Consider the following 25,171-nt stretch of genomic DNA (forward strand, 5'->3'; position numbering starts at 1 on the left):
CGAATACTAGGCACCACCCCGCTTTTTGGCAAGCACTTTCGTGAAGTTTTTTTCTTCTTCCACGCAAGTCATTGAGCGTGCTCGCTTCGTCTCTTCCGCAACAACCGCATCGCTCGCTCCCTGCGGTCAGGACGCCGTGAGGCGCACCCGTGCAAAGTTGCGCTTGCCGACTTGCAGTACACCCTCGAAGCCGACTTCGAATACGCGTTGCGCATCTTCGACCACCTCGGTATCGATGCGAGCGGCACGCTCCTTGATCTTGCGGTTCGCCTCCGAATTGCTGGCCGTGAGACCGGCCGCCGTAAGCAGCGCAGGCAGACGCAGCCCTTCGGCAGGCACGGCGATCTCGTTGAGCGGCAACAACGAGGTATCGCCTTCGCCGCGCACCACGGCATGCCATCCCGCGATCGCCTGCTCGGCTGCCGCCGCGCCATGGAAACGCGTGGCCAATTCGCGCGCCAGGCGCAACTTGGCGTCCCGCGGATTGAGCGCACCACTGGCGATGTCACGCTTCATCGCTTCCAGTTCGGCCAGCGAAACATCGAAGCTGAGCAGCTCGAACCAGCGCCACATCAGCTCGTCGCCGATCTTCATGGTCTTGGTGACCATGTCGATGGCCGGCTCGTCGATGCCGATGTAGTTGCCCAGCGACTTGGACATCTTGTGCACGCCGTCGAGACCTTCGAGCAGCGGCATGGTCAGCACGATCTGCGGCGGCTGGCCGTGATGTTCCTGCAGCGCACGCCCCATCAGCAGGTTGAACTTCTGATCGGTGCCACCCAGCTCGACATCGCACTTCAGTGCCACCGAGTCGTAGCCCTGCACCAATGGATACAGGAATTCGTGGATCGCGATCGGCTGCTGCGAGCCATAGCGCTTGGCGAAGTCGTCGCGCTCGAGCATGCGGGCAACGGTGTGCTGCGCGGCCAGCTTGATCATGTCGGCGGCGGTCATCTTGCCGAACCATTCGGAATTGAAGCGCAACTCGGTCTTGTCGCGATCAAGCACCTTGTAGACCTGCGCCGCGTAGGTCTCGGCGTTTTTCAGCACATCCTCGCGGGTGAGCGGCTTGCGCGTGACGTTCTTGCCCGTGGGATCGCCGATCATCCCGGTGAAGTCGCCGATCAGGAAAATCACCTGATGCCCCAGGCCCTGGAACTGGCGCATCTTGTTGAGCAGCACGGTGTGACCCAGGTGCAGGTCCGGAGCGGTCGGGTCGAAACCCGCCTTGATCCGCAACGGGCGACCACTTTTCAGGCGCTCGGCCAGGTCTTCCCGCTTGATGATTTCGTCCGCGCCGCGCGCGATGGTGGCCAGCGCCTGCTCAAGCTCGCTCATGCATTCCTCGATGGTTGATTGCCTAGACAGCCAATGGATGATGGCCATCACGTTGTTCGCGTTAATTGTGCGTTAATCCAAAACGGCACGCAAACCATTGATGGAAAAGGCGTTGACGCCATTTACACAAGGTCGTTATGGTACGCCTCGTTTGTTACTTTGTAGCGGGGGGTGGGCCAAACATGGGCGAGGGCAAGCGGGGCAAGCGCTTGATGCGCAAGCGGGCGATCTGTCGCAAGGCACAGCGTCGCCATTCCCATTTCTATCAACGCTGCGCCCACTGGTCGTTCAGTCCGCCCCACGGCGAAGCCGAACCCATCCGCTGGCATCGTGAACGCTGGATGCTGGCCGGTACCGCGCTGCTGATCACGATACTGTCGGGTTTTCTCATCCCGGCCTGGGCCACCGCGATGCGCCCTGTTCCGGTAGCGCCTGCGCATACGCTGCTGCCGTTGGCGCTGCCCAAACTGCCGCCACCCACCGTCGACCGCTCCAGCTTCGAAGCCTGGCATGTGGTCCACGTACAGCCCGGCCAGACGCTCTCGGACATTTTCCAGGACCAGGGCCTGAGCCTGGCCGACCTGCACCAAGTGGTCCAGGCCACCGACGATCCCACGCCGTTGCGCATGATTCGTCCCGGTGACGAGTTCGACTTCCTCGTCGGCCCGGGCGGCGTCCTCAAGGGTTTCCGTTTCGACAAGGATGAAACCACCCGCACCGTGGTGCGTTTTGCCGATGCGAAGCCTGTCGTCACCACCCAGCAGCGCGAGCTGGTGCAGCGCGAGCACGTGGCGCACGGCGTGATCCAGGGCTCGCTGTTCGGTGCCGCCTCCAAGGCCGGCATGAGCGACGCGATGGTGGTCAAGCTCGCCGACGTGTTCAAGTACGACATCGACTTCATCAAGGACATCCGTAGCGGCGACAGCTTCACGGTGATCTACAACGACGTCTACCGCGACGGCCGTTACCTGCATGAAGGCGACATCGTTGCCGCCGAATTCATCAACCGGGGCAAGCGTTACACCGCGTACCGCTTCAAGCAGGCCGACGGCAACGTGGGCTGGTTCAGCGAGGACGGCCGCCCGTTGCGCAAGGCGCTGCTGCGCACGCCGGTGACATTCACCCGGATTTCCTCGCGTTTCAGCCTGGCGCGCTTCCATCCCATCCTCGGCTACACCCGCGCGCACAAGGGCGTGGATTACGCCGCGCCGAAGGGCACGCCGATCCACGCGGCCGGCGACGGCACCATCGTCTACCGGGGCTGGGAACGCGGCTATGGCAACTTCGTCCTGATCAAGCACAACGCCACCTACTCCACCGCCTATGGGCACATGTCGCGCTTCGCCGGCGGCGAGCGGGTGGGCACGCATGTGCGCCAGGGCGAAGTGATCGGCTACGTCGGCATGACCGGCCTGGCTACCGGCCCGCATCTTCATTACGAAGTGCGCATCGATGGCCACCAGGTCAATCCGCTGACCGTGACCATGCCCAAGCCGCAGCCGCTGCCGGCCACCCAGCTGGCGAAGTTCGAAAGCACTGTGGTGAAGCCGCAATTGGCGCGACTGAAGATGCTCGACAAGCGCTACCAGTTCGCACGTGCGGATACGGCAGCCGAACCGGCCAGCAACGATTGATCCCGCCCGCGCATGGATGACTCCCGGGCGCTGTACGTCGGCCTGATCTCCGGTACCAGCGCCGACGGCATCGACGCCGCGCTGGTGCGCTTCGAGGGCGATACGCCGCACAGCATCGCGGCTCTCGTGCATCCATGGCCCGACCCGCTGCGCGAACGCATTCTCGCGGTGGCGCAGGACGAAGCACGACTGGATCTGGATGCCTACGGCCGACTCGACGTGGCGATCGGCAGCTGTTTCGCCGACGCCGTGCAACGCCTGCTCGAACAAAGCAACACGCCGGCATCAGCAATATCCGCGATCGGCTCGCACGGACAAACCGTGCGACACCGCCCGAATGGCGCCCATCCCTTCACCCTGCAGATCGGAGACCCCAGCGTGATCGCGGAACGCTGCGGCATCGACGTCGTGGCGGATTTTCGCCGCGCCGACGTGGCCGCCGGCGGCCAGGGCGCACCGTTGCTGCCAGCCCTGCACGCCATGCTGCTGGCCGCACCGGGTCGCACGCGAGTGGTGCTGAACCTGGGCGGCATCGCCAACATCACCGTGCTTGGCGCCGATGGCCGCGTACTCGGCTTCGACACCGGCCCGGCCAATGGCCTGCTCGACGCATGGTGTCTGCGTCACCGCGGCAAAGCCTTCGACCGCGACGGCGCCTTTGCCGCCAGCGGCCATGTGGACGAGGCGCTGCTGCAGTCGCTGCTCGCCGATCCCTACTTCACGCTGCCGCCGCCCAAGAGCACCGGGCGCGAACACTTCCACCTCGCATGGCTGGATGCGCACCGGCGCGTCGCCGAACTGGCGCCAGCCGATGTGCAGGCCACCCTGCTGGAACTGACCACACGCAGCATCGCCGAGGCAATCCTTGCGCACGCGGCCGATGCGACAGACGTACTGGCCTGCGGTGGCGGCGTGCACAACCCCGTGCTGATGCATCGACTGAGCGAACTGCTGGCACCACGCACGGTAGCCAGCACGGTCACCTTCGGCATCGATCCGGATTATCTGGAAGCCACCGCCTTCGCGTGGCTGGCCCGCCAGCGCCTGCTCGGATTGCCCGGCAACCTGCCGGCAGTTACCGGCGCACGCGGATCGCGGGTACTCGGCGCGATTTACGCCGCACCGCGCTGAGTCAGCCTTCGCCTTCCAGCATCGGGTCGCCGATATTCACCGGCGCCAACTGCTCGGAAGGCGCCGAAACCAGCGCCTGCAGCGCCTCCTGGAACGCCGCCTTTTCCTTGCTGTCCCATTGCCCGCTGAGCACGGTCATGGCCCCGGGATCGAGCAGGGTCTCGGCGAAGATATTGCTGCTTTCGGACATGCCGAGGCCGTGCCGCAACGCATGCAGCACCACATCATTGATCGACCATTGGCGATCCTTGGCCAGCGACTTGATCCGCTCGGCCATCAGACTGTCGATGTGTCGTATGACGAGATCCGGCATCCGCGTTGCTCCCGCGCTACGCATGCCCCCTGATCAGGCCATGGTGGCCGTGGAACCGGCCCCGGGCAAGTGCCCGGACCGGAACGCCCTCACAATTCACGCGTCTCAGTGGACGCGAGCGCGCTCCGCACGATCGATCGCGCCGCGCAGGGCAACCACCAGCAGCAGGCCCGGCAGCGCGGACAACGCCGTGATGACGAAGAATTCCGACCAGCCGACCTGCGGTACCAGCCACGCCGCGATCGGCCCCAGAAATACCCGGCCCACGGCGGCCAACGCCGACAGTAGCGCGAACTGGGTCGCCGAATAGCGCACGTTGCACAGCGCCGTCACCAGCACCACGAAGGCGGTACTGCCCAAGCCGCTGAAAAAGTACTCCGCAGACACCACGGCCGCCATTACGCCCACGTTCGGCCCACTATGCACCAGCCAGATGTAGCCCAGGTTCACCAGCGCCTGACACAGGCCCAGCAGCAGCAGCGCCGGGAATAGTCGCATCCGCGTCACCAGCCAGCCGCCACCTACGGCGCCGAGCAAACCGGCAACCAATCCGAAGGTCTTGCTGATCGTGCCGACCTGGGTCAGCGAAAACTTCGGCACGCGCAGCAGGAAAGTGGTGGATAGCGACAGTGCAAACGCATCGCACAACTTGTACAGCACCATCAACGCCAGCCAGGCCAAAGTCAGCTTGCCGTAGCGCTGGAAGAAGTCGCCAAACGGCTCGATCACGGCAGCCATGAAGCTGCGCGCGGGCCGTTCGTCCGGCGCATCCGGCGACAACACTGTCACCAGCATGGCCGCCAGCATCAGCACGCCCATCACGCGATAGGTCCAGCCCCAGCCCACATGGTCGGCCAGGATCAGTGCCAGCGCACCGGACACCAGCATCGCAATCCGATAGCCGCCCTGCATCAGGCCAATGCCCCAGCCGCGCTCCTCCGGGCGCAGCAGGTCAGTGCGATGCGCATCGTAAGCAATGTCCTGGGTGGCCGAGGCAAACGCCAACAACACGCCGAGAAAGGCCATCGTCCTGGCCGCACCCTGGGGCGTGTAAAAACTCATGCTGAAAAGAGCCAGCCCACACAGCAGCTGCATCAGCAACACCCAGCCGCGGCGACGGCCGAGAAACGGCAGCGACAACCGATCCAGCAGCGGCGCCCACAGGAATTTGAATACGTAGGCGGAGCCGATCAGGGTGATCCAGCCGATATCGCGCAGGCTCATGCCCGCCGTGGTGAACCACGCCTGCAACGTGCTGCCGGACAAGGCCAGCGGCAAGCCGGAGGAGAAGCCCAGCAGACCGACGCTGAGCACGCGCCAGTTGCGCCCCGGTGCAACGGGTTCCGGCATGGCCGGGAGTTCAGTCGACATAATCGACCGTGTACGGCGCATGGTCGGAGAAGCGTTCGTCGCGGTAGATCGAGCAGGCTTTCAGTCGCTCGCGCAGCGATGGTGTGCAGATCTGGTAGTCGAGACGCCAACCCACGTCGTTCTCGCGCGCACGGCCGCGATTGGACCACCACGTGTAGTCCTCGCCCTCGGGATGCAGCGTGCGGTAGCTGTCCACCCAGCCGCGCCCGTCGATCATCCCGTTGAACCACGCGCGCTCCTCCGGCAGGCAGCCGGAGTTCTTCTGGTTGGACTTCCAGTTCTTGATGTCCTTCTCGCTGCGCACGATGTTCCAGTCACCGCAAATCACGTAGTCGCGGCCGCTTTTCCGCCACTTCTCGAAGACCGGCGCGATCCATTCCATCGCACGGAACTTGAACTGCTGGCGCTCGTCGCCGGAGGAACCGGAGGGGAAATACAGCGACACCACGCTCAGCTTGCCGAAGCGCGCCTCGATGTAGCGGCCCTCGTTGTCGAACTCGTCCCAGCCCAGCTCGGTGAGCACCTTGTCCGGCTCGCGTTTGGCGTAGATCGCCACGCCCGAATAGCCCTTCTTGCTGGTCGCATCGCGGTAGAAGCAATGATGGCCATCGGGGCGAAACATCGGATCGGACAACTGGTCTTCCTGCGCCTTGGTCTCCTGCAGGCAGACCACGTCCGCGCCCTGCCGGCCGAACCAGTCGAACACGCCCTTGGTCGCGGCCGAGCGGATGCCGTTGGCGTTCAAGCTGATGATGCGCATACGTACTCCCGAAGCGATGGGGCATCATAACAACCATGCCTGCATCCCCAGCCATCCGCGTCTGCCCGGTCACGCCCGACTTGCGCGAGGCCGTGTTGGCCCTGCACGTAAAGCCCGCGCAGGACGATTTCGTCAGCCCGCCGGAGATCACCCTGCCAGACGCCGAACGCTGTCCCGGCAGCACGCCGATGGCGATCGTGCAAGGCGAGGCGGTAGTGGGCTATTACCGCATCGAAACCAGCGCACGCACGCTGACCGGGAACGACAGCGAAAACGATGCGCTGGGCCTGCGCTCGTTCCAGATCGATGCGACGCGCCAAGGCCAGGGCCTGGGCACCCGTGCGCTGGCGGCCTTGTTCGATGACCTCGGCCATCGCCACCCCGAGGCATCCCGGCTGGTGCTCACGGTGGATCGCAGCAACACCACGGCGGTGGCGCTGTACCTGCGCGCCGGCTTCGTCGACAGCGGTCGGTTGTACCATGGCGGCCGCGCCGGGCCGCAGCTGTTGCTGTGGCGTTCGCTGCGCTGACCGGAAGCCGACCGTTTCACGGATTCCGACTTGGCCGGCCCATGGCCCCTTCGATACCGACCAGCGAGAGTCTCCATGCACGATTACCAGCGCGATTTCATCGAACTCACCTTGCAGCGCGAGGTGCTGCGCTTCGGTGAGTTCACCCTGAAATCCGGCCGCCAGAGCCCGTACTTCTTCAACATGGGCCGGATCGATTCCGGCGCCGCACTGGGCCGGCTCGGCCGCGCTTACGCCGCGGCGGTGACAAAGGCCGGGATCGAGGTCGACATGCTGTTCGGCCCGGCCTACAAGGGCATCGCGCTGGCCGCCGCCACCGCCATCGCACTGGCCGATGGCCACGACCGCGACCTGCCATGGGCCTACAACCGCAAGGAAGCCAAGGACCACGGCGAGGGTGGCGTGCTGGTCGGTGCGCCGCTCAAGGGTCGGGTGCTGATCGTCGACGACGTGATGACCGCCGGCACCGCCGTGCGCGAGTCGCTGGCGCTGATCCGCGCGCAGGGCGCCGAACCGGCTGGCGTGCTGATCGCGCTGGACCGGCAGGAACGCGGCCAGGGCGAGCTGTCCGCCGCACAGGAAGTGGCCCGCGACTACGGCATCCCGGTGATCGCCATCACCAGCCTCGCCGACGTGCTGGCCTACGCCGGCGAACGCCCCGAACTGGCCGGCGAACACGCGCGCCTGCAAGCCTATCGCGAGCGCTACGGTGTGCAGGCCTGAGCGGTTCTCCAAGGCCAAACCCTCGCGGCGTGACCGGCTTCCCATGCCGATACCGGCCGCCGGCTATACTGCGGCGGCAAGGGGGAGATTCATGCACAAACACGTTTTTGTCATCGCACTCGCGACACTGGCCTTCAGCCTGTCGGTACAAGCGCAGCACACCACCGGTGCCGGCGGCATCCGCTATCGCTGGGTGGATGCCAAGGGCTTGCCGCACTTCAGCGACAGCCTCACCGACAGCGCGATCAAGTCCGGCTACGAAGTGCTGAACAACCAGGGCATGGTGGTGCAGCGCGTGCACAAGCAGCTGACGCCGCAAGAGCGCGCCGCCGCACAAAAACTCGCCGCGCAACAGGCCGAGCAGCAACGTATTGCCCAGCAGCAGAAGCGCGACGATTTGCAGCTGCTCAATACCTACCCCGACGAGGCTGCCTACAAGAGCATGCAGCAGCAGACGCTGAGCAGCCTCGACCAGCAGATCGGCACCACCAAGATCAATCTGCACAGCCAGGAAAAGGCGCTGACCGACCTGCTCGCTCGCGCCGCCGACATCGAGAACAACAAGAAGCCGGTGCCGAAGTTCCTCACCGACAGCATCGCCAAGCAGCGTGACATCGTCGCCGACCAGCGCACCACGCTGGCCCGCCAGCAGGGCGGCCGCGCTGCCTTGGTGCAGCAGCAGGCGCAGCAGCTGCTGCACTTCCGCGCGCTGAAGGCCAAGGAAAAGGAAGAACGCGGCTATTGAGCGCGTGATGGTCCGCCTCGCGCGAACCGCCCTCCACTGGCCGCGACACAACGAGCCGCCCATGATCTCCCGATGCTTCGCGTCGGGAGATCATGGGCAAGTCGGCATCAGAACGGCAGCTTCAACCCCGGATCGACCGCCAGCAACTGCGTGCGGAACACCTGCTGGATGCGCTTGAGCGCCGCCTCGTTGTCCGCGTCGAAGCGCAGCACCAGCACCGGCGTGGTGTTGGAGGCCCGCACCAGACCCCAGCCATCCGGCCAGTCCGCGCGTACGCCGTCGATGGTCACCAGGGTGGCCTCGCCGAACGTGGCCTGCACCTTGAACTTTTCCATGAAGCGGTAGTGCTCGCCCTCGGCCAGCTCGATCTTCAGCTCCGGTGTCGAGACGCCCTTGGGCAAGGTGGCAAAGATATCTTCGGGCGTGCGATCTTCCAGGTCGCCGGCGAGGATTTCCATCAACCGCGCGCCGGCGTAGATGCCGTCGTCGAAACCGAACCAGCGCTCCTTGAAGAAGAAATGGCCGCTCATCTCGCCGGCCAGCTCGGCGCCGGTCTCGCGCATCTTCGCCTTGATCAGCGAATGGCCGGTGCGCCACATCAGCGGGCTGCCGCCGGCGTCGAGCACCTGTCCCTTCAGATGGCCGGTGCACTTCACGTCATAGATGATCGTGGCGCCGGGCTGGCGTGACAGCACGTCGCGCGCGAACAGCATCAGCAGGCGGTCGGGATAGATGATCTCGCCGGCCTTGGTGACCACGCCGAGGCGGTCGCCGTCGCCATCGAAAGCCACGCCAAGGTCGGCGCCGGTCTGCTTCACCGCCAGGATCAGGTCTTCCAGGTTGTGCGGATCGGACGGATCGGGATGGTGGTTCGGGAAGTTGCCGTCCACCTCGCAATACAGCGGCAGCACCTTGCAGCCAATGCTCTCGAACACCTGCGGCGCCACCGCACCGGGAATGCCGTTGCCGCAATCCATCACCACGCTGAGCTGGCGCTCGGTCTGCACGTCCGATGCAATCCGCTCGATGTAGTCCGGCACCACGTCGACATGGCGCAGGCCGCCCAGGCCGTCGTTGTCCAGTGCGCCGCTGGCGATGCGGCGGTACAGATCCTGGATCGCGTCCTCGGCCAGCGTCTCGCCGCCGATCACGATCTTGAAACCGTTGTAGTCGGGCGGGTTGTGGCTGCCGGTCACCGCGACACAACTGCCGGTATTGAAGCGATAGGCGGCGAAATAGACCACCGGGGTCGGCGCGGCGCCGATGTCGATCACGTCGATGCCTGCCGCACGCAGGCCATCGCCCAGCGCGCCGGCCAATTCGGGCCCGGACAGACGACCATCGCGGCCCACCACGATTTCACGCAAGCCCTTTTCGCGCATCACCATGCCGATCGACTGGCCCAGCGCCTTGGCCACTTCCGCCGTCAGCGTCTTGCCGACCACGCCGCGCACGTCGTAGGCGCGGAAGATGCTCGGATCGACGTCGGCCGGGCTGATAACGGGTGGTTTTGCCGCCGGCTTGGACGCATTCGGGCGGGGGTCCGGCCGAGCCATCATCGGCGGCTCGTCTGTCTGTTCAGGCACTTCAATTTCCTCGATCGGCATTTCACGCGATGCGTGTGCGCGCCACCACAACAAATAAACGCCGCCGCCCAGCCCCAGCAGGGTGAGCAGCGCCGCCAGCAGCAACGAGTCCGGCAACACCACGTAGGCGCCGGGTTTCGCCGCTGCCACGCCCAGCGTGCTGCCGGGCACGGGCTTGGCCATGGCCTCCAGCTCGCCCGCACGTGCGCCCTTGGACAGCAATTGCAACGCACCACCGTCGGTATCCTGCTGCAACACGAGTCGCCCACTGGGCACCGGCACCGCCTCGAACGCCTGCCGCAGCGGCGCAAACGGCAGCTCGATCCAGGCCCAGGCCAGCGGTTGCTGCGCCGGCCCCAGCGGCATGACCAGGCTCATGCGCCGCTCGTTCGAGCCATGGAACACCGTCTGCATCGGCGGCACGCCATCGGCATCCTGCGCCGCCATCAACTGCGCCGCCTTGGCGTAACCGAACTGGCGGTAATTGGCATGCAGCACTTCGTTGAGGCTGCCGCTGTAGAGCTCCAACTGCTGCACCTGCGGCAAACCCTGGCGCAGCGATGCCGCGGCCTGCGCCGGATTGTTCTGCACCACGGCAGGATCGGCGCCGGCCAATACCTTGGCCACCTCGGTGCGCTCGCGATTGATGGCACTGGCTACCGCGGTGACCGCCAGGTCCTGCGCATGATGCACCTGCGCCAGCGAACGCCCCTGGTCGGCAATCAGCCAGGTCTGCCATGCGCAGAACAGGCCGCCGATCAGGAGCAGCGTGGCGCCGGCCAGCGGCAGCAGGCTGCGCCAGTCCGGAATCGATCGTCGCGATCGCGCGAAATTCATCGCCATGCCCTGTCCCCCGCAGGTTGATTCAGCTGCAAACCATCAGTGTCGCCCGGTGGAACCGAAACCGCCTTCACCACGCGCCGAGGGCGTGAACTCCGTCACTGGTTTCAGTCGCGCCTGCGCCACCGGCACCAGCAACAACTGGGCCACACGCTCGCCCACCGCGATGGTGTACGGCCGGGTGCCGCGGTTCCAGCAGGAAATCATCAGCGGGCCCTGATAGTCGGCATCGATCACCCCGACCAGGTTGCCCATGACCACGCCATGTTTGTGACCGAGGCCCGAACGCGGAACGATCAATGCGCACCAGCCCGGGTCGCCGATATGGATGGCGATGCCGCTGGGCACGAGCGTGCTGTCGCCCGGCTGCAGGGTGAGCGGCTCGTCGATCGCCGCGCGCAGGTCCATCCCCGCGCTGCCGGCCGTCGCCGCCTCGGGCAGCGGAATGCTGTCGCCCAGGCGCGGGTCGAGGATCTTCAGCTCGACGTCGATCATGCGCGTGCCGTCTTGTAGCGTTCGGCCACGTGCGCAATCAACTGGCGCGCCAGCGCGGCCTTGTCGGTGCGCGGCAGCTCCACTTCGCCATCGGCCCAGTACAGGGTGAGTGCGTTGTCCGCGGTCTCGAAACCCATGCCTTCGCCGACGCGATTGGCGGCGATCATGTCCAGCCCCTTGCGCTGCAATTTGCCGCGCGCATAGTTCGCCACTTCATGGGTCTCGGCGGCAAAACCGACCAGGAACGGATGCGTCGGTTGCGCCGACAGGCTGGCGAGAATGTCGGGGTTCTCCGCCAGCTTCAGCACCATATCGGCACCGGCCTGCTTCTTCAGCTTGCGCTCGGCGACTTCGGCCGGACGGTAGTCGCCCACGGCGGCGGCAGCGATGTAGATGTCCGCCTGCGCGCAGGCATCCAGCACGGCTGCCTGCATCTGCGCGGCACTGCGCACGTCGATGCGCCGCGCGATACCTGCCGGCGCGGCCAGACTCACCGGCCCGGCCACCAGGGTCACCCGGGCACCGGCCTGCGCGGCAGCCGCGGCCACGGCAAAACCCATCTTGCCGGAGCTGCGGTTGCCGATGAAACGCACTGGGTCGATGTCCTCGAAGGTGGGACCGGCGCTGACCACCACGTTCAGCCCCGCCAGCGCGCCATCGCCGAACGAGGCGAGCAGCGCGTCCCGCAACTCATGCGGCTCCAGCATGCGTCCGGAACCCACGTCACCGCAGGCCTGTTCGCCCGCAGCCGGACCCAGCACCTGCACGCCGCGCGCACGCAACGTGGCGAGATTGGCCTGCACCGCTGCATGTGCCCACATCTGCTGGTTCATCGCCGGCGCCAGGTACAACGGCGCGGCGCTGGCCAGGCACAGCGTGCTGAGCAGGTCGTCGGCGTGGCCGTGCGCCAGCCGCGCGATCACGTCGGCGCTGGCCGGCGCGATCAGGATGCGCTCGGCCCAGCGGGCCAGCTCGATGTGTCCCATCGCGGCTTCGGCCTGTTCATCCCACAGGCTGGTGCGGACGCTTTGGCCGGACAGCGCCTGGAACGTGGCGGGGCCGACGAAGTGGGTGGCGCTTTCGGTCATCACCACGCGCACCTCGGCATCGAGATCGCGCAGGCGGCGGACCAGTTCACAGGACTTGTAGGCGGCAATGCCGCCCGACACTCCCAGCAGAATGCGACGTTGGGCAAGACTCATGTACGTAAGTTCTGACATCCGGGCAGACGGTTAGCTTACCGGATTCATGCCTCGCTGCCGCTGCCGCGTCGGCACCCTGGCAGGCATGCTGCCGGCATGAGTATCCGCGACTGGCCCGAAGGCGAACGCCCCCGCGAAAAACTGCTGGCGCATGGCAGCGCCACGCTGTCCGATGCCGAGCTGCTGGCCGTGCTGCTGGGCAGCGGCGTGCGCGGCAAGGATGCCATCGCGCTCGGCCGCGAATTGTTGACCGGCGCCGGCAGCCTGGGCGCCCTGCTCGGCCGACCCGACCACTCCGTGCGCGCCGTGGGCCTGGGCCCGGCCAAGCGCGCCCGCATTGCCGCCGCGCTGGAACTGGCCCGGCGCAGCCTGGCCGAACAATTGGCCGAACGCCCCAGCCTGGGCAACCCGCGCGACAGCGGCGACTACCTCCGCGCCCGCCTGCGCCACCTGCCCTACGAAGTCTTCGGCTGCCTTTATCTGGACAACCGCCATCGCGTGCTGGCCTTCGAGGAACTGTTCCGCGGCACCGTGGACGGCGCCAGCGTGCATCCGCGCGAAGTCGTGCGCGCCTGCCTGCAGCACAATGCCTGTGCGGTGATTTTCGCCCACAACCACCCGTCGGGCGTGGCCGAACCCAGCCAGGCCGACCGGGCGATCACCCGGGAACTGCGCGAGGCGCTGCAACTGGTCGGCGTGCGCGTGCTCGATCATCTGGTGATCGGCAGCGGCGAACCGGTATCGATGGCCGCGCGCGGGCTGATCTGAGGGCCGATCCTGCGGCAACCGTGAAGCATGACTCCAGAGTCGTGGACGACCTGTTCACCGGTCCGTTCGAGTGTCATGTACCGCAGCGGGCACGCACGCGCTCCTGCAGGACAGGCACGGTCCCCTGCGAACACCCGCCCACCTCGCCAAGCCGCCAGGCTCGCAAAAAAAAACGGCGCGAACTTTGCGTTCGCGCCGTGGCTGCCGGGGGAGGGTGCAGCCGTCACCGTATCGCACCGACGGGGAGGGATCGGGGGATACATGGCCAGTGTCGCAACGCCACATGACCGCCTCGTGACATGCGGCAGGCACATCGGTGACGGCCCCAACCCGCTGAAACTTATGCACACAAGCGCTCTTGCGCCACTTACAGCCCATGCCTTGCTGAAGACATCATGTTCACACCACAACTCATTGATATGAAAATGTTTTTTACGTGAAATAACTGGACAAAGCGGCCGCTACCCCGCATTCCCCGCACGGCCGCCAACTTTCCCCACAGACTTATCCACAGCCTTGCTCGCCGCAGCGCAACACCCGGCAAGGCCCCGCCCGCGGGCTGGCGGGTCGGGTTTGCTGCAGTGCGGTCTGTTACGATGCGCGGTTCCATCAGACATCGACTTTCGCCCCATGAAGCAACCGCTGCGCGACCTTCTGCTGCAGGCTCTCGAAGCCCTGCGGAACGACGGCACCCTGCCCGCCGACATCGACCTGCCCGGGTTCGTGATCGAGCGAGCGCGCAGCCGCGAGCACGGCGATTTCGCCACCAACTTGGCGATGCTGCTGGCCAAACCGGCACGCGCCAAGCCGCGCGAACTGGCCGAAAAGCTGGTGGCAGCCCTGCCGCAGAACAGCTTGCTGGCGAAAGTGGAGATCGCCGGGCCCGGCTTCATCAACTTCTTCCTTGCCGCCGAGGCCTACCACGCCGAAGTGCGCCGGATCATGGCCGACGGCGCCGCCTACGGCCGCAACCGCCAGGGCGCCGGCCGCACCGTGGGCGTGGAATTCGTCTCGGCCAACCCGACCGGCCCGCTGCATGTAGGGCACGGCCGCAACGCCGCCATCGGCGACTGCCTCAGCCGTCTGCTCGATGCCAGCGGCTGGAACGTGAAGCGCGAGTTCTACTACAACGATGCCGGCGTGCAGATCGCCAACCTGGCCATCTCGGTGCAGGCGCGCGCACGCGGCATTGCCCCCGACGACGCCGGCTGGCCCGAGGGCGGCTATCGCGGGGACTACATCGCCGACGTGGCCCAGGCCTATCTGGCCGGCGCTTCGGTGGAAGCCGATGGCCAGACCGTCACCGGCGCCAAGGATCCGGACGATCTCGACGCCATCCGCCGCTTCGCCGTGGCCAGCCTGCGCCACGAACAGGACCTGGACCTGAAGGCATTCGGGGTCGAGTTCGACACGTATTTCCTGGAATCCTCGCTGTACAGCGACGGCAAGGTGGAAGAGACCGTGCGCGAGCTGGTCAGCCACGGTCACACCTACGAGGACGGTGGCGCGCTGTGGCTGCGCAGCACCGACTACGGCGACGACAAGGACCGCGTGATGCGCAAGTCCGACGGCACCTACACCTATTTCGTGCCGGACGTGGCCTATCACCTCAGCAAGTGGCAGCGCGGTTACGAGCAGGCCATCACCGTGCTCGGCTCGGACCACCACGGCTCGCTGGCGCGCGTGAAGGCCGGCCTGCAGGCGCTGGACTGCGGCATTCCCAAGGGCTGGCCGGACTACATGCTGTACCAGATGGTGACGGTGATGCGCGGCGGCGAGGAGGTGAAGATCTCCAAGCGCGCCGGCAGCTACGTCACCCTGCGCGACCTGATCGACGAAGTGGGCCGCGACGCCACGCGCTACTTCCTGATCTCGCGCAAGAGCGACTCGCAGCTGGTGTTCGACATCGACCTGGCTCGCTCGCAATCCAACGACAACCCGGTGTACTACATCCAGTACGCCCATGCCCGCGTCTGCTCGGTGCTGCGCCAGGCCGGCGAGAAGGGGTTCACGTTCGATCCGGATAATGGGCTGGCGCAACTGGCCCGGCTGGACAACGAGCACGAACAGATCCTGCTGACCGAGCTGTCGAAGTACCCCGAGCAGGTCGAGGCCGCCGCGGCCGGGCTGGAACCGCACGTGATCGCGAACTGGCTGCGCGAGCTGGCCAACGCGTTCCACACCTACTACAACTCACACCAGTTCCTGGTTGACGACAAGGACCTGCGCGACGCGCGCCTGACCCTCGTGGTGGCCACGCGACAGGTCTTGCGCAACGGACTGGATTTGCTGGGCCTGGGCGCCCCGGAGAGCATGTAATGGCAACACGCAAGGGCAAGGGCAAAGGTCGGCAGGCCGTGCGCAACAACAACGGCGGACTCCCGAGCTGGGCCGGACTGCTGGTCGGCATCATCATCGGCGCCATCGTGGTGGTGATGCTGATGCGTCACTCGCTGATGCCGATGAGCGCAAAGAAGGGCCCGCAGCCCAACCCGCAGGCCACCGCCCAGCAGGACAGCGACACCGGGCTGCAGCCGTCCGCCAGCGCCCCGGCCAAGCCCAAGTACGACTTCTACTCCGTGCTGTCGGAGAAGGAAGTGCGCATCCCCGACGCCGAAATCAGCGCCCAGGCCAAGGCCGAACAGCAGCAGAAACAGCAGGCCTCGGCACAACAGGCACAGGCGCAGCAGCAGGCCGCCGCCCAAGCCGCGGCGAACGCACCCGCCGCGGTCAGCCAGAACATCACCGCCGCACCGGCGTCGGCCGTCCAGCCACCCGCCGGCAACGGCTACCTGCTGCAGGTCGGCGCGTTCCCGGCCGCCGCCGACGCGGAAACGCTGAAGGCCAAGCTTGCCCTGCAGGGCTTCGTCGCCAACGTGCAGACCGTCAACGTGGGCGGCCAGACCTACCATCGCGTACGCCTTGGTCCGTATCGTTCCGCCACCGCGCTTGAAGCGGTCAAGCAGCGACTGACCGCCGCCGGCATCAAGGCGATTGCGCTGAAAGAAGGCAACTAGCCCGAAGTCCTGCCGTTGCTTACGCAAAGGGGCCGCGAATGCGGCCCCTTTGCTGTCCGCGGCGCGCGCAACCGGACCTCCACGCGCTGATTTCGAAATCACGGCTCCAACCCCGGCGTCACCGGCGTTACACTTTTGCGCATGACAACCAAGACAGCATGGATCACCGGCGCCACCTCCGGGTTCGGCGCCGCCACCGTGGAACGTTTCGTGAGCGAAGGCTGGCGCGTGATCGCCAGCGGCCGACGCGCCGACCGACTGCAGAAGCTGGTCGACGCGCACGGTGCCGACCGCGTGCACGCCACGGCCTTCGACATCCGCGACGAAGCCGCCTTGCGCGCGGCGCACGCGGCCTTGCCATCGGCCTTCACCGGCATCGACCTGCTGGTCAACAACGCCGGCCTGGCCTTGGGCACCGCGCCGGCGCAAAAGGCGGATCTGGCGCAGTGGAAGCAGATGATCGACGTCAACGTCACCGCGCTGGTGACATTGACGCACCTGCTGCTGCCGCAACTGATCGAACGCCGTGGCGCCATCGTCAACATCAGCTCGATCTCGGGCAGCTACCCGTACCCGGGTGGCAACGTCTACGGCGGCACCAAGGCCTTCGTCACTCATTTCACCCAGAACCTGCGCACCGACCTGCATGGCACCGGCGTGCGAGTGACCTCGATCGAGCCGGGCATGGCCGAAACCGAATTCACTCTGGTGCGCACCGGCGGTGATCAAGGCGCCTCGGACAAGCTCTACGCCGGCACGCATCCGATCACGGCAACGGACATCGCCGACACCATCTGGTGGATCGCCAGCCTGCCGCCACACCTCAACATCAACCGCATCGAAGTGATGCCGGTCAGCCAGTCGGCCGCCGGCCTGCAGGTGCACCGCGGCTGACATTCGCCTGCAGGAGCGCATCCTGTGCGCGATTGCTCTTGCCACATTACGAAGAGCAATCGCGCACAGGGTGCGCTCCTGCAGGATCGACTGGAGCGGGACTTTATTGCATGAACCAGCCGTGGCTGACCACGATGCTCTGCCCGGTCAGTGCCGCGGACGGGAAGGTGGCCAGATAAAGCGCGGTCTGCGCGATATCGTCGACGGTGGTGAAAGTGGCATCGACGGTGTCCTTCAGCATCACCTTCTCGATCACCTCGTCCTCGCTGATGCCCAGCTCCTTCGCCTGTTCGGGGATCTGCTTGTCGACCAGCGGCGTGCGCACGAAGCCGGGGCAGATCACGTGCGAGCGCACGTTGTGCGGCGCGCCCTCCTTGGCCAGCGTGCGCGCCAGTCCCAGCAGGCCGTGCTTGGCGGTGACGTACGGTGCCTTCAGCTTCGATGCCTCGTGCGAGTGCACCGAGCCCATGTAGATCACGATGCCGCCGCGGTCATCCTTGTACATGTGCTGCAAGGCGGCCTTGGTGGTGAGGAAGCCACCATCCAGATGAATCGCCAGCATCTTCTTCCAGTCGGCGAAGGCAAACTGGTCGATCGGGTTGATGATCTGCACGCCGGCGTTGGAAATCAGGATGTCCAGCGCGCCAAAGGCTTCGACCACCTTGTCGGTTCCGGCATTGACTGCGTCCTCGCTGGTCACGTCCATCGCCACGCCGATCGCCTTGCCGCCGGCCGCATTGATTTCCGCCGCCGTCTTGTCGGCAGCGTCCTGGTTGATGTCGGCGATCGCCACGCTGGCACCATTCTGCGCGTACAGCTCGGCAATCGCCTTGCCGATGCCGCTGGCCGCGCCGGTGATCAGCGCGACCTTGCCATTGAGACTTGTCATGTGCTGCTCCTGTAGCGAGGTGATTTGCGATGTAGGAGCGCACCCTGCGCGCGATGCTTTTCGCTGCACACGTGACGCAGAACATCGCGCACGGGTGCGCTCCCACAATTATTTCGTGTCTTCGGCGAGGTAGGTGTAGGCGGTGAGGCCACTATCAAGCGCGTCGTACAACCGCGCGGCTTCGTCGCCGGTCACGCCCGCGCTGGCGATGCGCTCACGGTAGCTGCTGCGCAGTGCGGCGAGGTCGTAGCCGACGTAGTCGAGCATCAGATCGGTGGTGTCGCCGCGGCGGGTGTGGGCGAAGGTGTAGCCGTCGCCATCCACGCGTACGTTCACCGCGTCGGTATCGCCGAACAGGTTGTGGATGTCGCCCAGGGTCTCCTGGTAGGCGCCGACCATGAAGATGCCGAGGCGATAGCTTTCGCCGTCCTTCAACGCATGCAGCGGCAGACTGACGTCCACGCCTTCGGCATCGACGTAGTGGTCGATGCGGCCATCCGAATCGCAGGTGAGATCGACGATCACGCCGCGCCGGGTCGGCTCTTCATCGAGCCGCGCGATCGGCGCGATCGGGAAGATCTGGTCGATCGCCCAGATGTCCGGCACCGACTCGAATACCGAGAAGTTGACGAAGTACTTGTCGACCAGTTTCTCGTCCAGCTCGTCCAGCGCCTGGCGGTGGGCGCGCTCGACCGGGGTGAGGCGGGCGCGCACGGCGTTGGCGATGGCGTAATACATCTCGTCCAGCTTCGCCCGGTCGGCCAATGACAACTGGCCCAGCGCGTACAGCGTCTGGCCCTCGTGCAGGTGGTGCTGGGCCTCGTGATACAGCTCCAGCGGCGGGCGCTGGTCGAGTTCGGCATGCACTTCGCGCAGGTGGCGCAGCGCCAGCGGCTCGTCGTCGCGCGGGGCGGGAATGGCGCCATCAGGCACCGGTTCCACTTCGCTCACGTTGACCACCAGCACGGCGTGATGTGCCGTCATCGCGCGGCCGGCCTCGGTGAGGATGTGCGGTGCGGCCAGGCCTTCGGCCTCCACCGCCTCGGCCAGTGACTGCACGATGGTGGCGGCGTATTGCTCCATCGAATAGTTGATCGAATTGTGGCTGCGCGAGCGCGAGCCCTCGTAGTCCACGCCCAGGCCGCCGCCGACGTCGACAATCTCCAGCGGCACGCCCATGCGGATCAGCTCGACGAAGTACCGCGTCGCCTCGCGCATGCCGTTGGCGATGTCGCGCACATTGGAAATCTGCGAGCCCATGTGGAAGTGCTGCAGCTTCAGCGTGTGCTTGAGGCCGGCCGCGTCGAGCCGCTCGATCAGCTGCAGCACCTGGTTCGGCGACAGCCCGAACTTGCCCTTGTCGCCGCCGGTGTTCTGCCATTTGCCCGCGCCGATGGAGGCCAGCCGCACGCGCACGCCGAGCAACGGCTCGACGCCCAGCGCCTTCGCTTCGGTGAACACGTGGTCCAGTTCGGACAGCTTCTCGATCACGATGTGCACGCGCAGGCCGAGCTTGCGCCCGATCAGCGCCAGGCGGATGTACTCGCGGTCCTTGTAGCCGTTGCAGATCACGATGGAGCCGGGCCGCGCCATCGCCAGCACCGCCATCAGCTCGGGCTTGGAGCCGGCTTCCAGGCCGAAACCCTCGACGCCGGCGGCCACCAGCTCACCGGCCACGCCGCGCTGCTGGTTCACCTTGATCGGATAGATGGCGGTATAGCCACCCGCGTAATGCCATTCGTCGATGGCCTTGGCGAACGCGCCCTGCAGCCGCGCGAGGCGATCAGCGAGGATGTCGGGGAAACGCACCAGCAACGGCAGGCGCAGGCCTTCGGCACGGGCACGCTCGACGATGGCCGGCAACGGCAGCGACGGGCCGCGCGCGCCGCGCGGACGCATGGCGATGTCGCCGGCCGCGTCGACGTCGACGTAACCGTCGCTCCAATGCGAAACGGCGTAGGTATGACGGGCGCTGTCGGTAGTCCAGGGCTTCGACATGGATGAAAACTCCTTGTGCGGGGGTGCTTGCGGCACACACGGATCATGTCGTCGCAGCGGCGAGCCTTGACGGTGAAGCGGTCCGCCGGCCGGAAGCCTCGCACGCCGCGGGGCCGGATGGACTGCCCGCCCGGTGCGACTGAGCGCAGACCGGGGCAGGGAATCCATTGTAACGGGGACGCCATGACAATGTGCGGACATCCGGGGCGCTACCTTCATCGCCGAAACGGCTACAATTACGCCTCTTTGTCCTTCATCACGCGTTATCAGGAACACCCGCCATGTCGCAGCAACCCACGCCCAATGAAGCCCGCTGGTTCACCGAAGCCCACCTGGCTTCCGGCTCCTCCATTGGATATCGCGTGGAGAAACAGCTGCACGCGGAAAAGACCCCGTTCCAGACCATCGAAATCCACCAGACCACCGACTGGGGCAACCTGATGGTGATCGATGGCTGCGTGATGCTGACGAGCCGCGACAACTTCCTCTACCACGAGATGATGACCCACCCGGCGCTGTTCACCCATGCGCGCGCCAAGCGCGTGGTGATCATCGGCGGCGGCGACTGCGGCACGCTGCGCGAAGTGCTGCGCCACGAGGAAGTCGAGTCGGCCGTGCAGGTGGAGATCGACGAGCGCGTGACCCGCCTCGCCGAGGAATATTTCCCGGAACTGTGCGAGTCGAACAACGATCCGCGCGCCGAACTACTGTTCATCGACGGCATCAAGTACATGGCCGAGGCCGAGCCGGAATCGCTGGACCTGGTGATCGTCGACTCGACCGACCCGGTCGGCCCCGCCGAAGGCCTGTTCAACGGTGCGTTCTACGCCAGCTGCTTCAAGGCGCTGCGCCACGGCGGCATCCTGGTGCAGCAGTCGGAATCGCCGATCGCGCACATCGAGCTGATCAAGTCGATGCGTTCGGCCATGCGCACCGCCGGCTTCAGCGCGGTGAAGACGCTGCCGTTCCCGCAGCCGTGCTACCCCACCGGCTGGTGGAGCTGCACCATGGCACGCAAGGGCGGCGACCTGTCCGGCTTCCGCGAGCGCGGTGCGATGGCGAAGAACTTCCCCACCCGCTACTACAACGCCGAGATCCACAAGGGCGCGCTGGCCTCGCCGGAATTCATGCGCGAAGCGCTGGGCGAATAAGACTGCGGCTTGTAGGAGCCCGCTCGCGGGCGATGCTGCTGCCTTGGCGTTGCTGCGAGCGGAAAGCAAAAGCATCGCCCGCTAGCGGGCTCCTACCTGCCGGTCCTGCGCCACAGGGCGTGCGATCAGAACAGCTTCGCCCGCACCTTCGGCATCAGCACCAGCGCCAGGGTCGCGATCGGCCCGAGCACCAGCGACAGCAGGAACCACAGCAAGCCGCTGCGGTTCTTGCCCTGGGCCAAGCCGGCATTGACCAGCGCCAACGTGCCCCAGCCGGCGAACCATGGCGCCGATGCGCCCGTCATCATCGTGAACGATGTCACCACCTGCTGTCTCCTGGGCCATGCAGAGCCCGGTCGGGGGGGAATCGTCATGCTAGCAAGTGACTCGTGCGCCCAGCGTGCCTCGCGCCTCCCCGGATCAGGCGCGCTTCAAGCAAAGCCCGCTATGCTGGCGCTTTGAGCGTCGGAGCAACCCATGCGTGGATCGTGCATTCTCGCCCTCGGCCTCGCCTGCAGCCTGGTGGCCACGCCGCTGCTGGCCGCCGGCAGCCCTGCCCACAAGACCACGCACGCGGCTTCGAAGAAGGCCGAAGCCAAGGCCGCCGCACGCGACAAGGCCCTGCGCGGCTTCCAGCGTGATCTGGTCAGCGTGCTGGCACCGCGTGTCGATGCACAGCCCCTGCTCGGCGCCGCCCTGCTGGCGCGCCCGCTCACCAACCAGCCCGAGGTCAACAGCTTCCATGTGCTGATCCACCGCGCCGCGCAGGCATCCGATGCCGGCCCGGCGGTTACCTGGGCGGAATTGTCCGATTGCGACGCCAAGGCCGAGGCCTGCCCCAATACCAAGGCGCTGGCGAAACTGGTGACGCAGGCCCCGGACAACGCCGCGGTCTGGCTGCTCAAGCTGGGCCAGGACATGCGCAACATGCAGAAAAAGGACGCGCACGCCGACCTGGCCCGTGCGGCCGACGCCAAGCTGTACGACGATTACGCCGGCACCAGCCTGAAAGCGCTGGCCTATGCCGTGGCCACCTTGCCGCCACCGGCCGACACGCTCGATCCCGCCGAAAGCGCCGGCCCGGCAGGCGTGCAGATGATGATCGCCTTCGGCCTGGCCGCCGCCCAACCGCAACCCGGCCTGCGCGTGGTGGCCGAGCTGTGCAAGAGCGAAGCCGACGATGCCACCGTCAAGGCCGAATGCCTCAAGCTCGGCAAGACGCTGGAATGGGGTTCCAGCGCATTGGCCCGCTCGCTGGGCCTGCATCTGCGCGAAACGCTGAATTCCGACCCCGCGCAGCAGCAGGATGCCCGCAACGCCCGCCGCGACCTGGTCTGGCAGGTGCAGAACTTCGCCCAGCTGGCCAGCCGCGCGCGCAACAACAAGGCCGAAGCCCAGCACCTGCTGGCGCTGGCACGCAACGGCGGCTCCCAGATGAGCCTGATCCTGGCCGCACTGCGCGACGCGCACATTCCCACCGAAGCCCCGGCTGACGCGCAACCCAAGGCGTCGGAATAGCCACACCCCGGCGGTCATGTCGGGGCGTCGTCGCGCCGACGGAAAGCGGCCTGCCACCCAACCGAGCCATACCCGGCCGGCGGCCCGCCGGGCTTGATGGCGGCGAATTTGCAGCCCATTCCTCATCGGTCCGACAGGCTGCTAGTCTGGGGCCACCTTTCGCAATGGAGGTGGGCCGATGCTGACGGTGCTTGTGGCAAGCAGCAAGGGCGGTTGCGGGAAGAGCACGCTGGTGACCCAGCTGGCTTCGCACTGGGCGCAGAAGGGCAAGCGCACCGCAATCATCGACGGCGACCGGCAAGGTTCCAGCTATCGCTGGGCCGCGCTTCGGCCGGACAACGTGCCCGGGGTACTCGGGCTTGAGGGCGGCCGCCGAGGCCTGCAGAAACTGCCGTCGGATACCGAGGTCGCGCTGATCGACACGCCTGCCGGCTCGCACGAACGCGAACTCGAACCCTACCTGGAACAGGCCGACGTGCTGCTGGTGCCGGTACTGCCCTCGTCGTTCGACCTGGATGCCAGCCTGGGTTTCCTGGAACACCTGCGCGAGATCAACCGGATCAAGCGCGGCAAGCTGCCGGTGGCCATCGTGGCCAACCGGCTCAAGCCGTGGACCCACGCCAGCCAGGACGCCGTGGCGCAGCTGGCCGAGGCCGCGCCGTTCCCGGTGGTGGCGCAATTGCGCGACAGCCAGGCCTATGTGCTGCTCGGCGCACTCGGCAAAGGCATTTTCGACTACGCTTCGGAACAGGTGCGCAACCATCAACAGGACTGGGCACCGCTGCTGCGCTGGATCAAGCGCCAGCACTGACAGCCTGTCCCGTCAGTGCGATCCATGGACGGATCGCCCGCGGCTCGACGGCACAAGCCGGCGAACCGTCGGAGGCACGCCCGGGCCTGTCCCGGACGCGCCGAATCGGCCCCGTGCGGGAAGCACGTTGCCGACACTTTGTCGTATTGCCATTGCCACGGAGCACGCCATGCACGAACTGATCCTGCTTCGACACGCCGAAGCGCTACCCGCCAGCAGCGGCGACAGCGACACCCACCGCCGCCTCAGTGGCCACGGCGAGCAGGAGGCCCGTGCCGCCGGCGCGTGGCTGGCCCAGCACGGCACGCGCCCCGACCGCGTGCTCTGTTCACCCGCCGAACGCGCCCGCGCCACTGCCGAGCTGGCACTGGCCGCGCTGAACAAGGCCCCGTCCGCGCAATCCGCGACCGAGATCTACGACGCCACCCCCGGCGAACTGCTGGCCCTGCTCGACCAGCACGAAGATGCCGGCACGGTGATGCTGGTCGGTCACAACCCCGGCATCGAACGGCTGGTCGCGCTGCTGGTGGAAGGCCGCTCGGACGAATTCCGCGGCATGCCCCCCGGCGGCCTGGCGGTGCTGCACCTGGATGGCGCGCTGGAACCGGGCAGCGCCCGCCTCGGCGCGTTCTGGTCGCCATGACCGACGCTTGCCGAAACCATCGTCCGGGCGCCGCCTTCCGGTGAAAGTGCGGTTCGCCGCACCTTTCCGCCCGGCGGTTCTCGCGGTTTCAGCCGTACACCGCAGCATCCGCACGGGCTGGCTGCGCACGGGTCTTGTCGCATGCTGCGCGCACATCGGCGCGAAGCGCCCGCCCCGCGCCTTCGCCGCCTGGCTGTTGCCGCTGCTTCCCCTGCTGCCAGTACAGGCCGCCACGCCACCCGTCGGCTACCGCATCGACAGCAGCCAGTCGCAAGCCGTGTTCGGCGTGCGACTGTTGTGGCTGCACGAAATCAGCGGGCGCTTCCGTCATATCGACGGTGCGGTACTGGCGGGCCCGGGAGACGACAGCGTGGTCGTGCGCGCGAACATCGCGGTGGACAGCGTGACCATGGATTCATCGCGCATGCGTCGCTGGGTGCTTGCCCCGGAGTTCTTCGATGCCGCCAACTACCCATTCATCCGCTTCGTCTCCGATCCACTGCCATTGGCCACGCTGCAACAGGGCGGCCCGCTGCCCGGGCGCCTGAGCCTGCGCGGAGTAACCGCCCCGATGAGCTTCACGCTGCACCCGATGCGCTGCACGAACGCAGTGGTGCCGCGCTGCCGGATTTCGCTGAGCGGAGCGGTCCAGCGCGCCGACTTCGGCATGATCGCGCACCGTGCCACCCTGGCGGACCGGGTCGAGCTGAACCTCGCGATCAGCTTGCGGCCAGCCACGCAGACCGCTCCGCCATCCCGCGACAACCCGCCGCAGGCCACGAAAAAACCGTAACCACCCCGCGATAACCCGTAT

General features: G+C 66.5%; 24 protein-coding genes. 14 read left to right on the top strand and 10 right to left on the bottom strand.

Annotation, left to right across the window (positions count from 1 at the left end; all coding sequences use genetic code 11):
• Nucleotides 1–126 precede the first annotated feature (126 nt).
• A complete protein-coding gene (gene tyrS / locus AB7849_RS08550) occupies nt 127–1,338 on the bottom strand; it encodes a tyrosine--tRNA ligase (protein ID WP_008215791.1) in 1,212 nt (403 codons plus the stop codon).
• Between the two features lie 182 nt (nt 1,339–1,520).
• On the opposite strand from tyrS, the gene AB7849_RS08555 reads away from it, so the two are divergent.
• Nucleotides 1,521–2,972 (top strand): OapA family protein, encoded by a 1,452-nt coding sequence (locus AB7849_RS08555; RefSeq protein ID WP_008215793.1) that lies wholly within the window; start codon nt 1,521–1,523, stop codon nt 2,970–2,972.
• Between the two features lie 12 nt (nt 2,973–2,984).
• Nucleotides 2,985–4,103 carry an anhydro-N-acetylmuramic acid kinase gene (locus tag AB7849_RS08560; protein ID WP_008215794.1) on the top strand — a complete coding sequence of 373 codons (1,119 nt, stop codon included), beginning with the start codon at nt 2,985–2,987 and terminating at the stop codon, nt 4,101–4,103.
• 1 nt (nt 4,104) lies between these two features.
• On the opposite strand, the gene AB7849_RS08565 is transcribed toward AB7849_RS08560, so the two are convergent.
• The 3 genes from AB7849_RS08565 to AB7849_RS08575 all read right to left on the bottom strand — a co-directional run bounded on the left by AB7849_RS08565 (nt 4,105) and on the right by AB7849_RS08575 (nt 6,547).
• Entirely contained in the window at nt 4,105–4,416 is a 312-nt protein-coding gene (locus tag AB7849_RS08565; RefSeq protein ID WP_008213583.1) for a hypothetical protein, read from the bottom strand.
• Between the two features lie 105 nt (nt 4,417–4,521).
• Entirely contained in the window at nt 4,522–5,766 is a 1,245-nt protein-coding gene (locus tag AB7849_RS08570) for an AmpG family muropeptide MFS transporter (protein WP_369500851.1), read from the bottom strand.
• A 10-nt stretch (nt 5,767–5,776) separates the two neighbouring features.
• Entirely contained in the window at nt 5,777–6,547 is a 771-nt protein-coding gene (locus tag AB7849_RS08575) for an exodeoxyribonuclease III (protein WP_008215798.1), read from the bottom strand.
• Nucleotides 6,548–6,582: 35 nt separating this feature from the next.
• Between AB7849_RS08575 and AB7849_RS08580 the strand changes: the two genes are divergently transcribed.
• The 3 genes from AB7849_RS08580 (at nt 6,583) to AB7849_RS08590 (ending at nt 8,545) form a co-directional block, all read left to right on the top strand.
• A complete protein-coding gene (locus AB7849_RS08580) occupies nt 6,583–7,077 on the top strand; it encodes a GNAT family N-acetyltransferase (protein ID WP_008213576.1) in 495 nt (164 codons plus the stop codon).
• Between the two features lie 75 nt (nt 7,078–7,152).
• Nucleotides 7,153–7,800 carry an orotate phosphoribosyltransferase gene (gene pyrE / locus AB7849_RS08585; protein WP_369500852.1) on the top strand — a complete coding sequence of 216 codons (648 nt, stop codon included), beginning with the start codon at nt 7,153–7,155 and terminating at the stop codon, nt 7,798–7,800.
• A 91-nt stretch (nt 7,801–7,891) separates the two neighbouring features.
• Complete coding sequence (locus tag AB7849_RS08590) at nt 7,892–8,545, top strand: DUF4124 domain-containing protein (RefSeq protein WP_008215803.1); 654 nt, start codon at nt 7,892–7,894, stop codon at nt 8,543–8,545.
• Nucleotides 8,546–8,652: 107 nt separating this feature from the next.
• Here the strand turns inward: AB7849_RS08590 and AB7849_RS08595 are convergent, their stop codons facing one another.
• From AB7849_RS08595 to coaBC, 3 genes are read right to left on the bottom strand one after another with little or no spacing between them, the layout of a single operon-like run.
• The gene (locus AB7849_RS08595) at nt 8,653–10,974 is read right to left on the bottom strand and encodes a phosphomannomutase/phosphoglucomutase (protein WP_369500853.1); all 2,322 of its coding nucleotides are present in this window, start codon (nt 10,972–10,974) and stop codon (nt 8,653–8,655) included.
• A 36-nt stretch (nt 10,975–11,010) separates the two neighbouring features.
• Complete coding sequence (dut, locus tag AB7849_RS08600) at nt 11,011–11,466, bottom strand: dUTP diphosphatase (RefSeq protein WP_008215807.1); 456 nt, start codon at nt 11,464–11,466, stop codon at nt 11,011–11,013.
• Nucleotides 11,463–12,668, bottom strand: a complete 1,206-nt coding sequence (gene coaBC, locus AB7849_RS08605) for a bifunctional phosphopantothenoylcysteine decarboxylase/phosphopantothenate--cysteine ligase CoaBC (RefSeq protein WP_369500854.1) — start codon at nt 12,666–12,668, stop codon at nt 11,463–11,465. Before coaBC ends, dut begins: the two co-directional genes overlap by 4 nt.
• A gap of 96 nt (nt 12,669–12,764) precedes the next feature.
• Between coaBC and radC the strand changes: the two genes are divergently transcribed.
• From radC to AB7849_RS08625, 4 genes are all read left to right on the top strand, one after another.
• Nucleotides 12,765–13,436, top strand: coding sequence for a RadC family protein (gene radC, locus AB7849_RS08610; protein WP_092704641.1), 672 nt, complete (start codon nt 12,765–12,767; stop codon nt 13,434–13,436).
• 630 nt (nt 13,437–14,066) lie between these two features.
• The gene (argS, locus tag AB7849_RS08615; RefSeq protein ID WP_008215580.1) at nt 14,067–15,755 is read left to right on the top strand and encodes an arginine--tRNA ligase; all 1,689 of its coding nucleotides are present in this window, start codon (nt 14,067–14,069) and stop codon (nt 15,753–15,755) included.
• Nucleotides 15,755–16,453 carry an SPOR domain-containing protein gene (locus AB7849_RS08620; RefSeq protein ID WP_008215582.1) on the top strand — a complete coding sequence of 233 codons (699 nt, stop codon included), beginning with the start codon at nt 15,755–15,757 and terminating at the stop codon, nt 16,451–16,453. The genes argS and AB7849_RS08620 overlap by 1 nt, the downstream gene beginning before the upstream one ends.
• A 141-nt stretch (nt 16,454–16,594) precedes the next feature.
• The gene (locus AB7849_RS08625; RefSeq protein WP_369500855.1) at nt 16,595–17,347 is read left to right on the top strand and encodes an SDR family NAD(P)-dependent oxidoreductase; all 753 of its coding nucleotides are present in this window, start codon (nt 16,595–16,597) and stop codon (nt 17,345–17,347) included.
• 103 nt (nt 17,348–17,450) lie between these two features.
• On the opposite strand, the gene AB7849_RS08630 is transcribed toward AB7849_RS08625, so the two are convergent.
• Entirely contained in the window at nt 17,451–18,236 is a 786-nt protein-coding gene (locus AB7849_RS08630) for a 3-hydroxybutyrate dehydrogenase (protein WP_369500857.1), read from the bottom strand.
• A gap of 108 nt (nt 18,237–18,344) precedes the next feature.
• Nucleotides 18,345–20,234: a biosynthetic arginine decarboxylase gene (speA, locus tag AB7849_RS08635; RefSeq protein WP_369500858.1), complete on the bottom strand. Its 1,890-nt coding sequence runs from the start codon at nt 20,232–20,234 to the stop codon at nt 18,345–18,347.
• 281 nt (nt 20,235–20,515) lie between these two features.
• Between speA and speE the strand changes: the two genes are divergently transcribed.
• Nucleotides 20,516–21,385, top strand: a complete 870-nt coding sequence (gene speE, locus AB7849_RS08640; protein ID WP_008213772.1) for a polyamine aminopropyltransferase — start codon at nt 20,516–20,518, stop codon at nt 21,383–21,385.
• A gap of 125 nt (nt 21,386–21,510) precedes the next feature.
• Here the strand turns inward: speE and AB7849_RS08645 are convergent, their stop codons facing one another.
• A complete protein-coding gene (locus AB7849_RS08645) occupies nt 21,511–21,693 on the bottom strand; it encodes a hypothetical protein (RefSeq protein ID WP_037101090.1) in 183 nt (60 codons plus the stop codon).
• A gap of 169 nt (nt 21,694–21,862) precedes the next feature.
• Between AB7849_RS08645 and AB7849_RS08650 the strand changes: the two genes are divergently transcribed.
• The 4 genes from AB7849_RS08650 to AB7849_RS08665 all read left to right on the top strand — a co-directional run bounded on the left by AB7849_RS08650 (nt 21,863) and on the right by AB7849_RS08665 (nt 25,150).
• The gene (locus tag AB7849_RS08650) at nt 21,863–22,903 is read left to right on the top strand and encodes a hypothetical protein (RefSeq protein WP_008213767.1); all 1,041 of its coding nucleotides are present in this window, start codon (nt 21,863–21,865) and stop codon (nt 22,901–22,903) included.
• 178 nt (nt 22,904–23,081) lie between these two features.
• Complete coding sequence (locus AB7849_RS08655; RefSeq protein ID WP_008213764.1) at nt 23,082–23,714, top strand: ParA family protein; 633 nt, start codon at nt 23,082–23,084, stop codon at nt 23,712–23,714.
• Nucleotides 23,715–23,883: 169 nt separating this feature from the next.
• Nucleotides 23,884–24,357 carry a SixA phosphatase family protein gene (locus tag AB7849_RS08660; RefSeq protein WP_092704625.1) on the top strand — a complete coding sequence of 158 codons (474 nt, stop codon included), beginning with the start codon at nt 23,884–23,886 and terminating at the stop codon, nt 24,355–24,357.
• A gap of 196 nt (nt 24,358–24,553) precedes the next feature.
• Entirely contained in the window at nt 24,554–25,150 is a 597-nt protein-coding gene (locus AB7849_RS08665; RefSeq protein ID WP_237711975.1) for a YceI family protein, read from the top strand.
• The last annotated feature ends 21 nt before the right edge of the window (nt 25,151–25,171 follow it).

Origin of the sequence: Rhodanobacter sp. FW021-MT20 (genome assembly GCF_041107475.1) — a bacterium.
Lineage (GTDB): Bacteria > Pseudomonadota > Gammaproteobacteria > Xanthomonadales > Rhodanobacteraceae > Rhodanobacter_A > Rhodanobacter_A glycinis.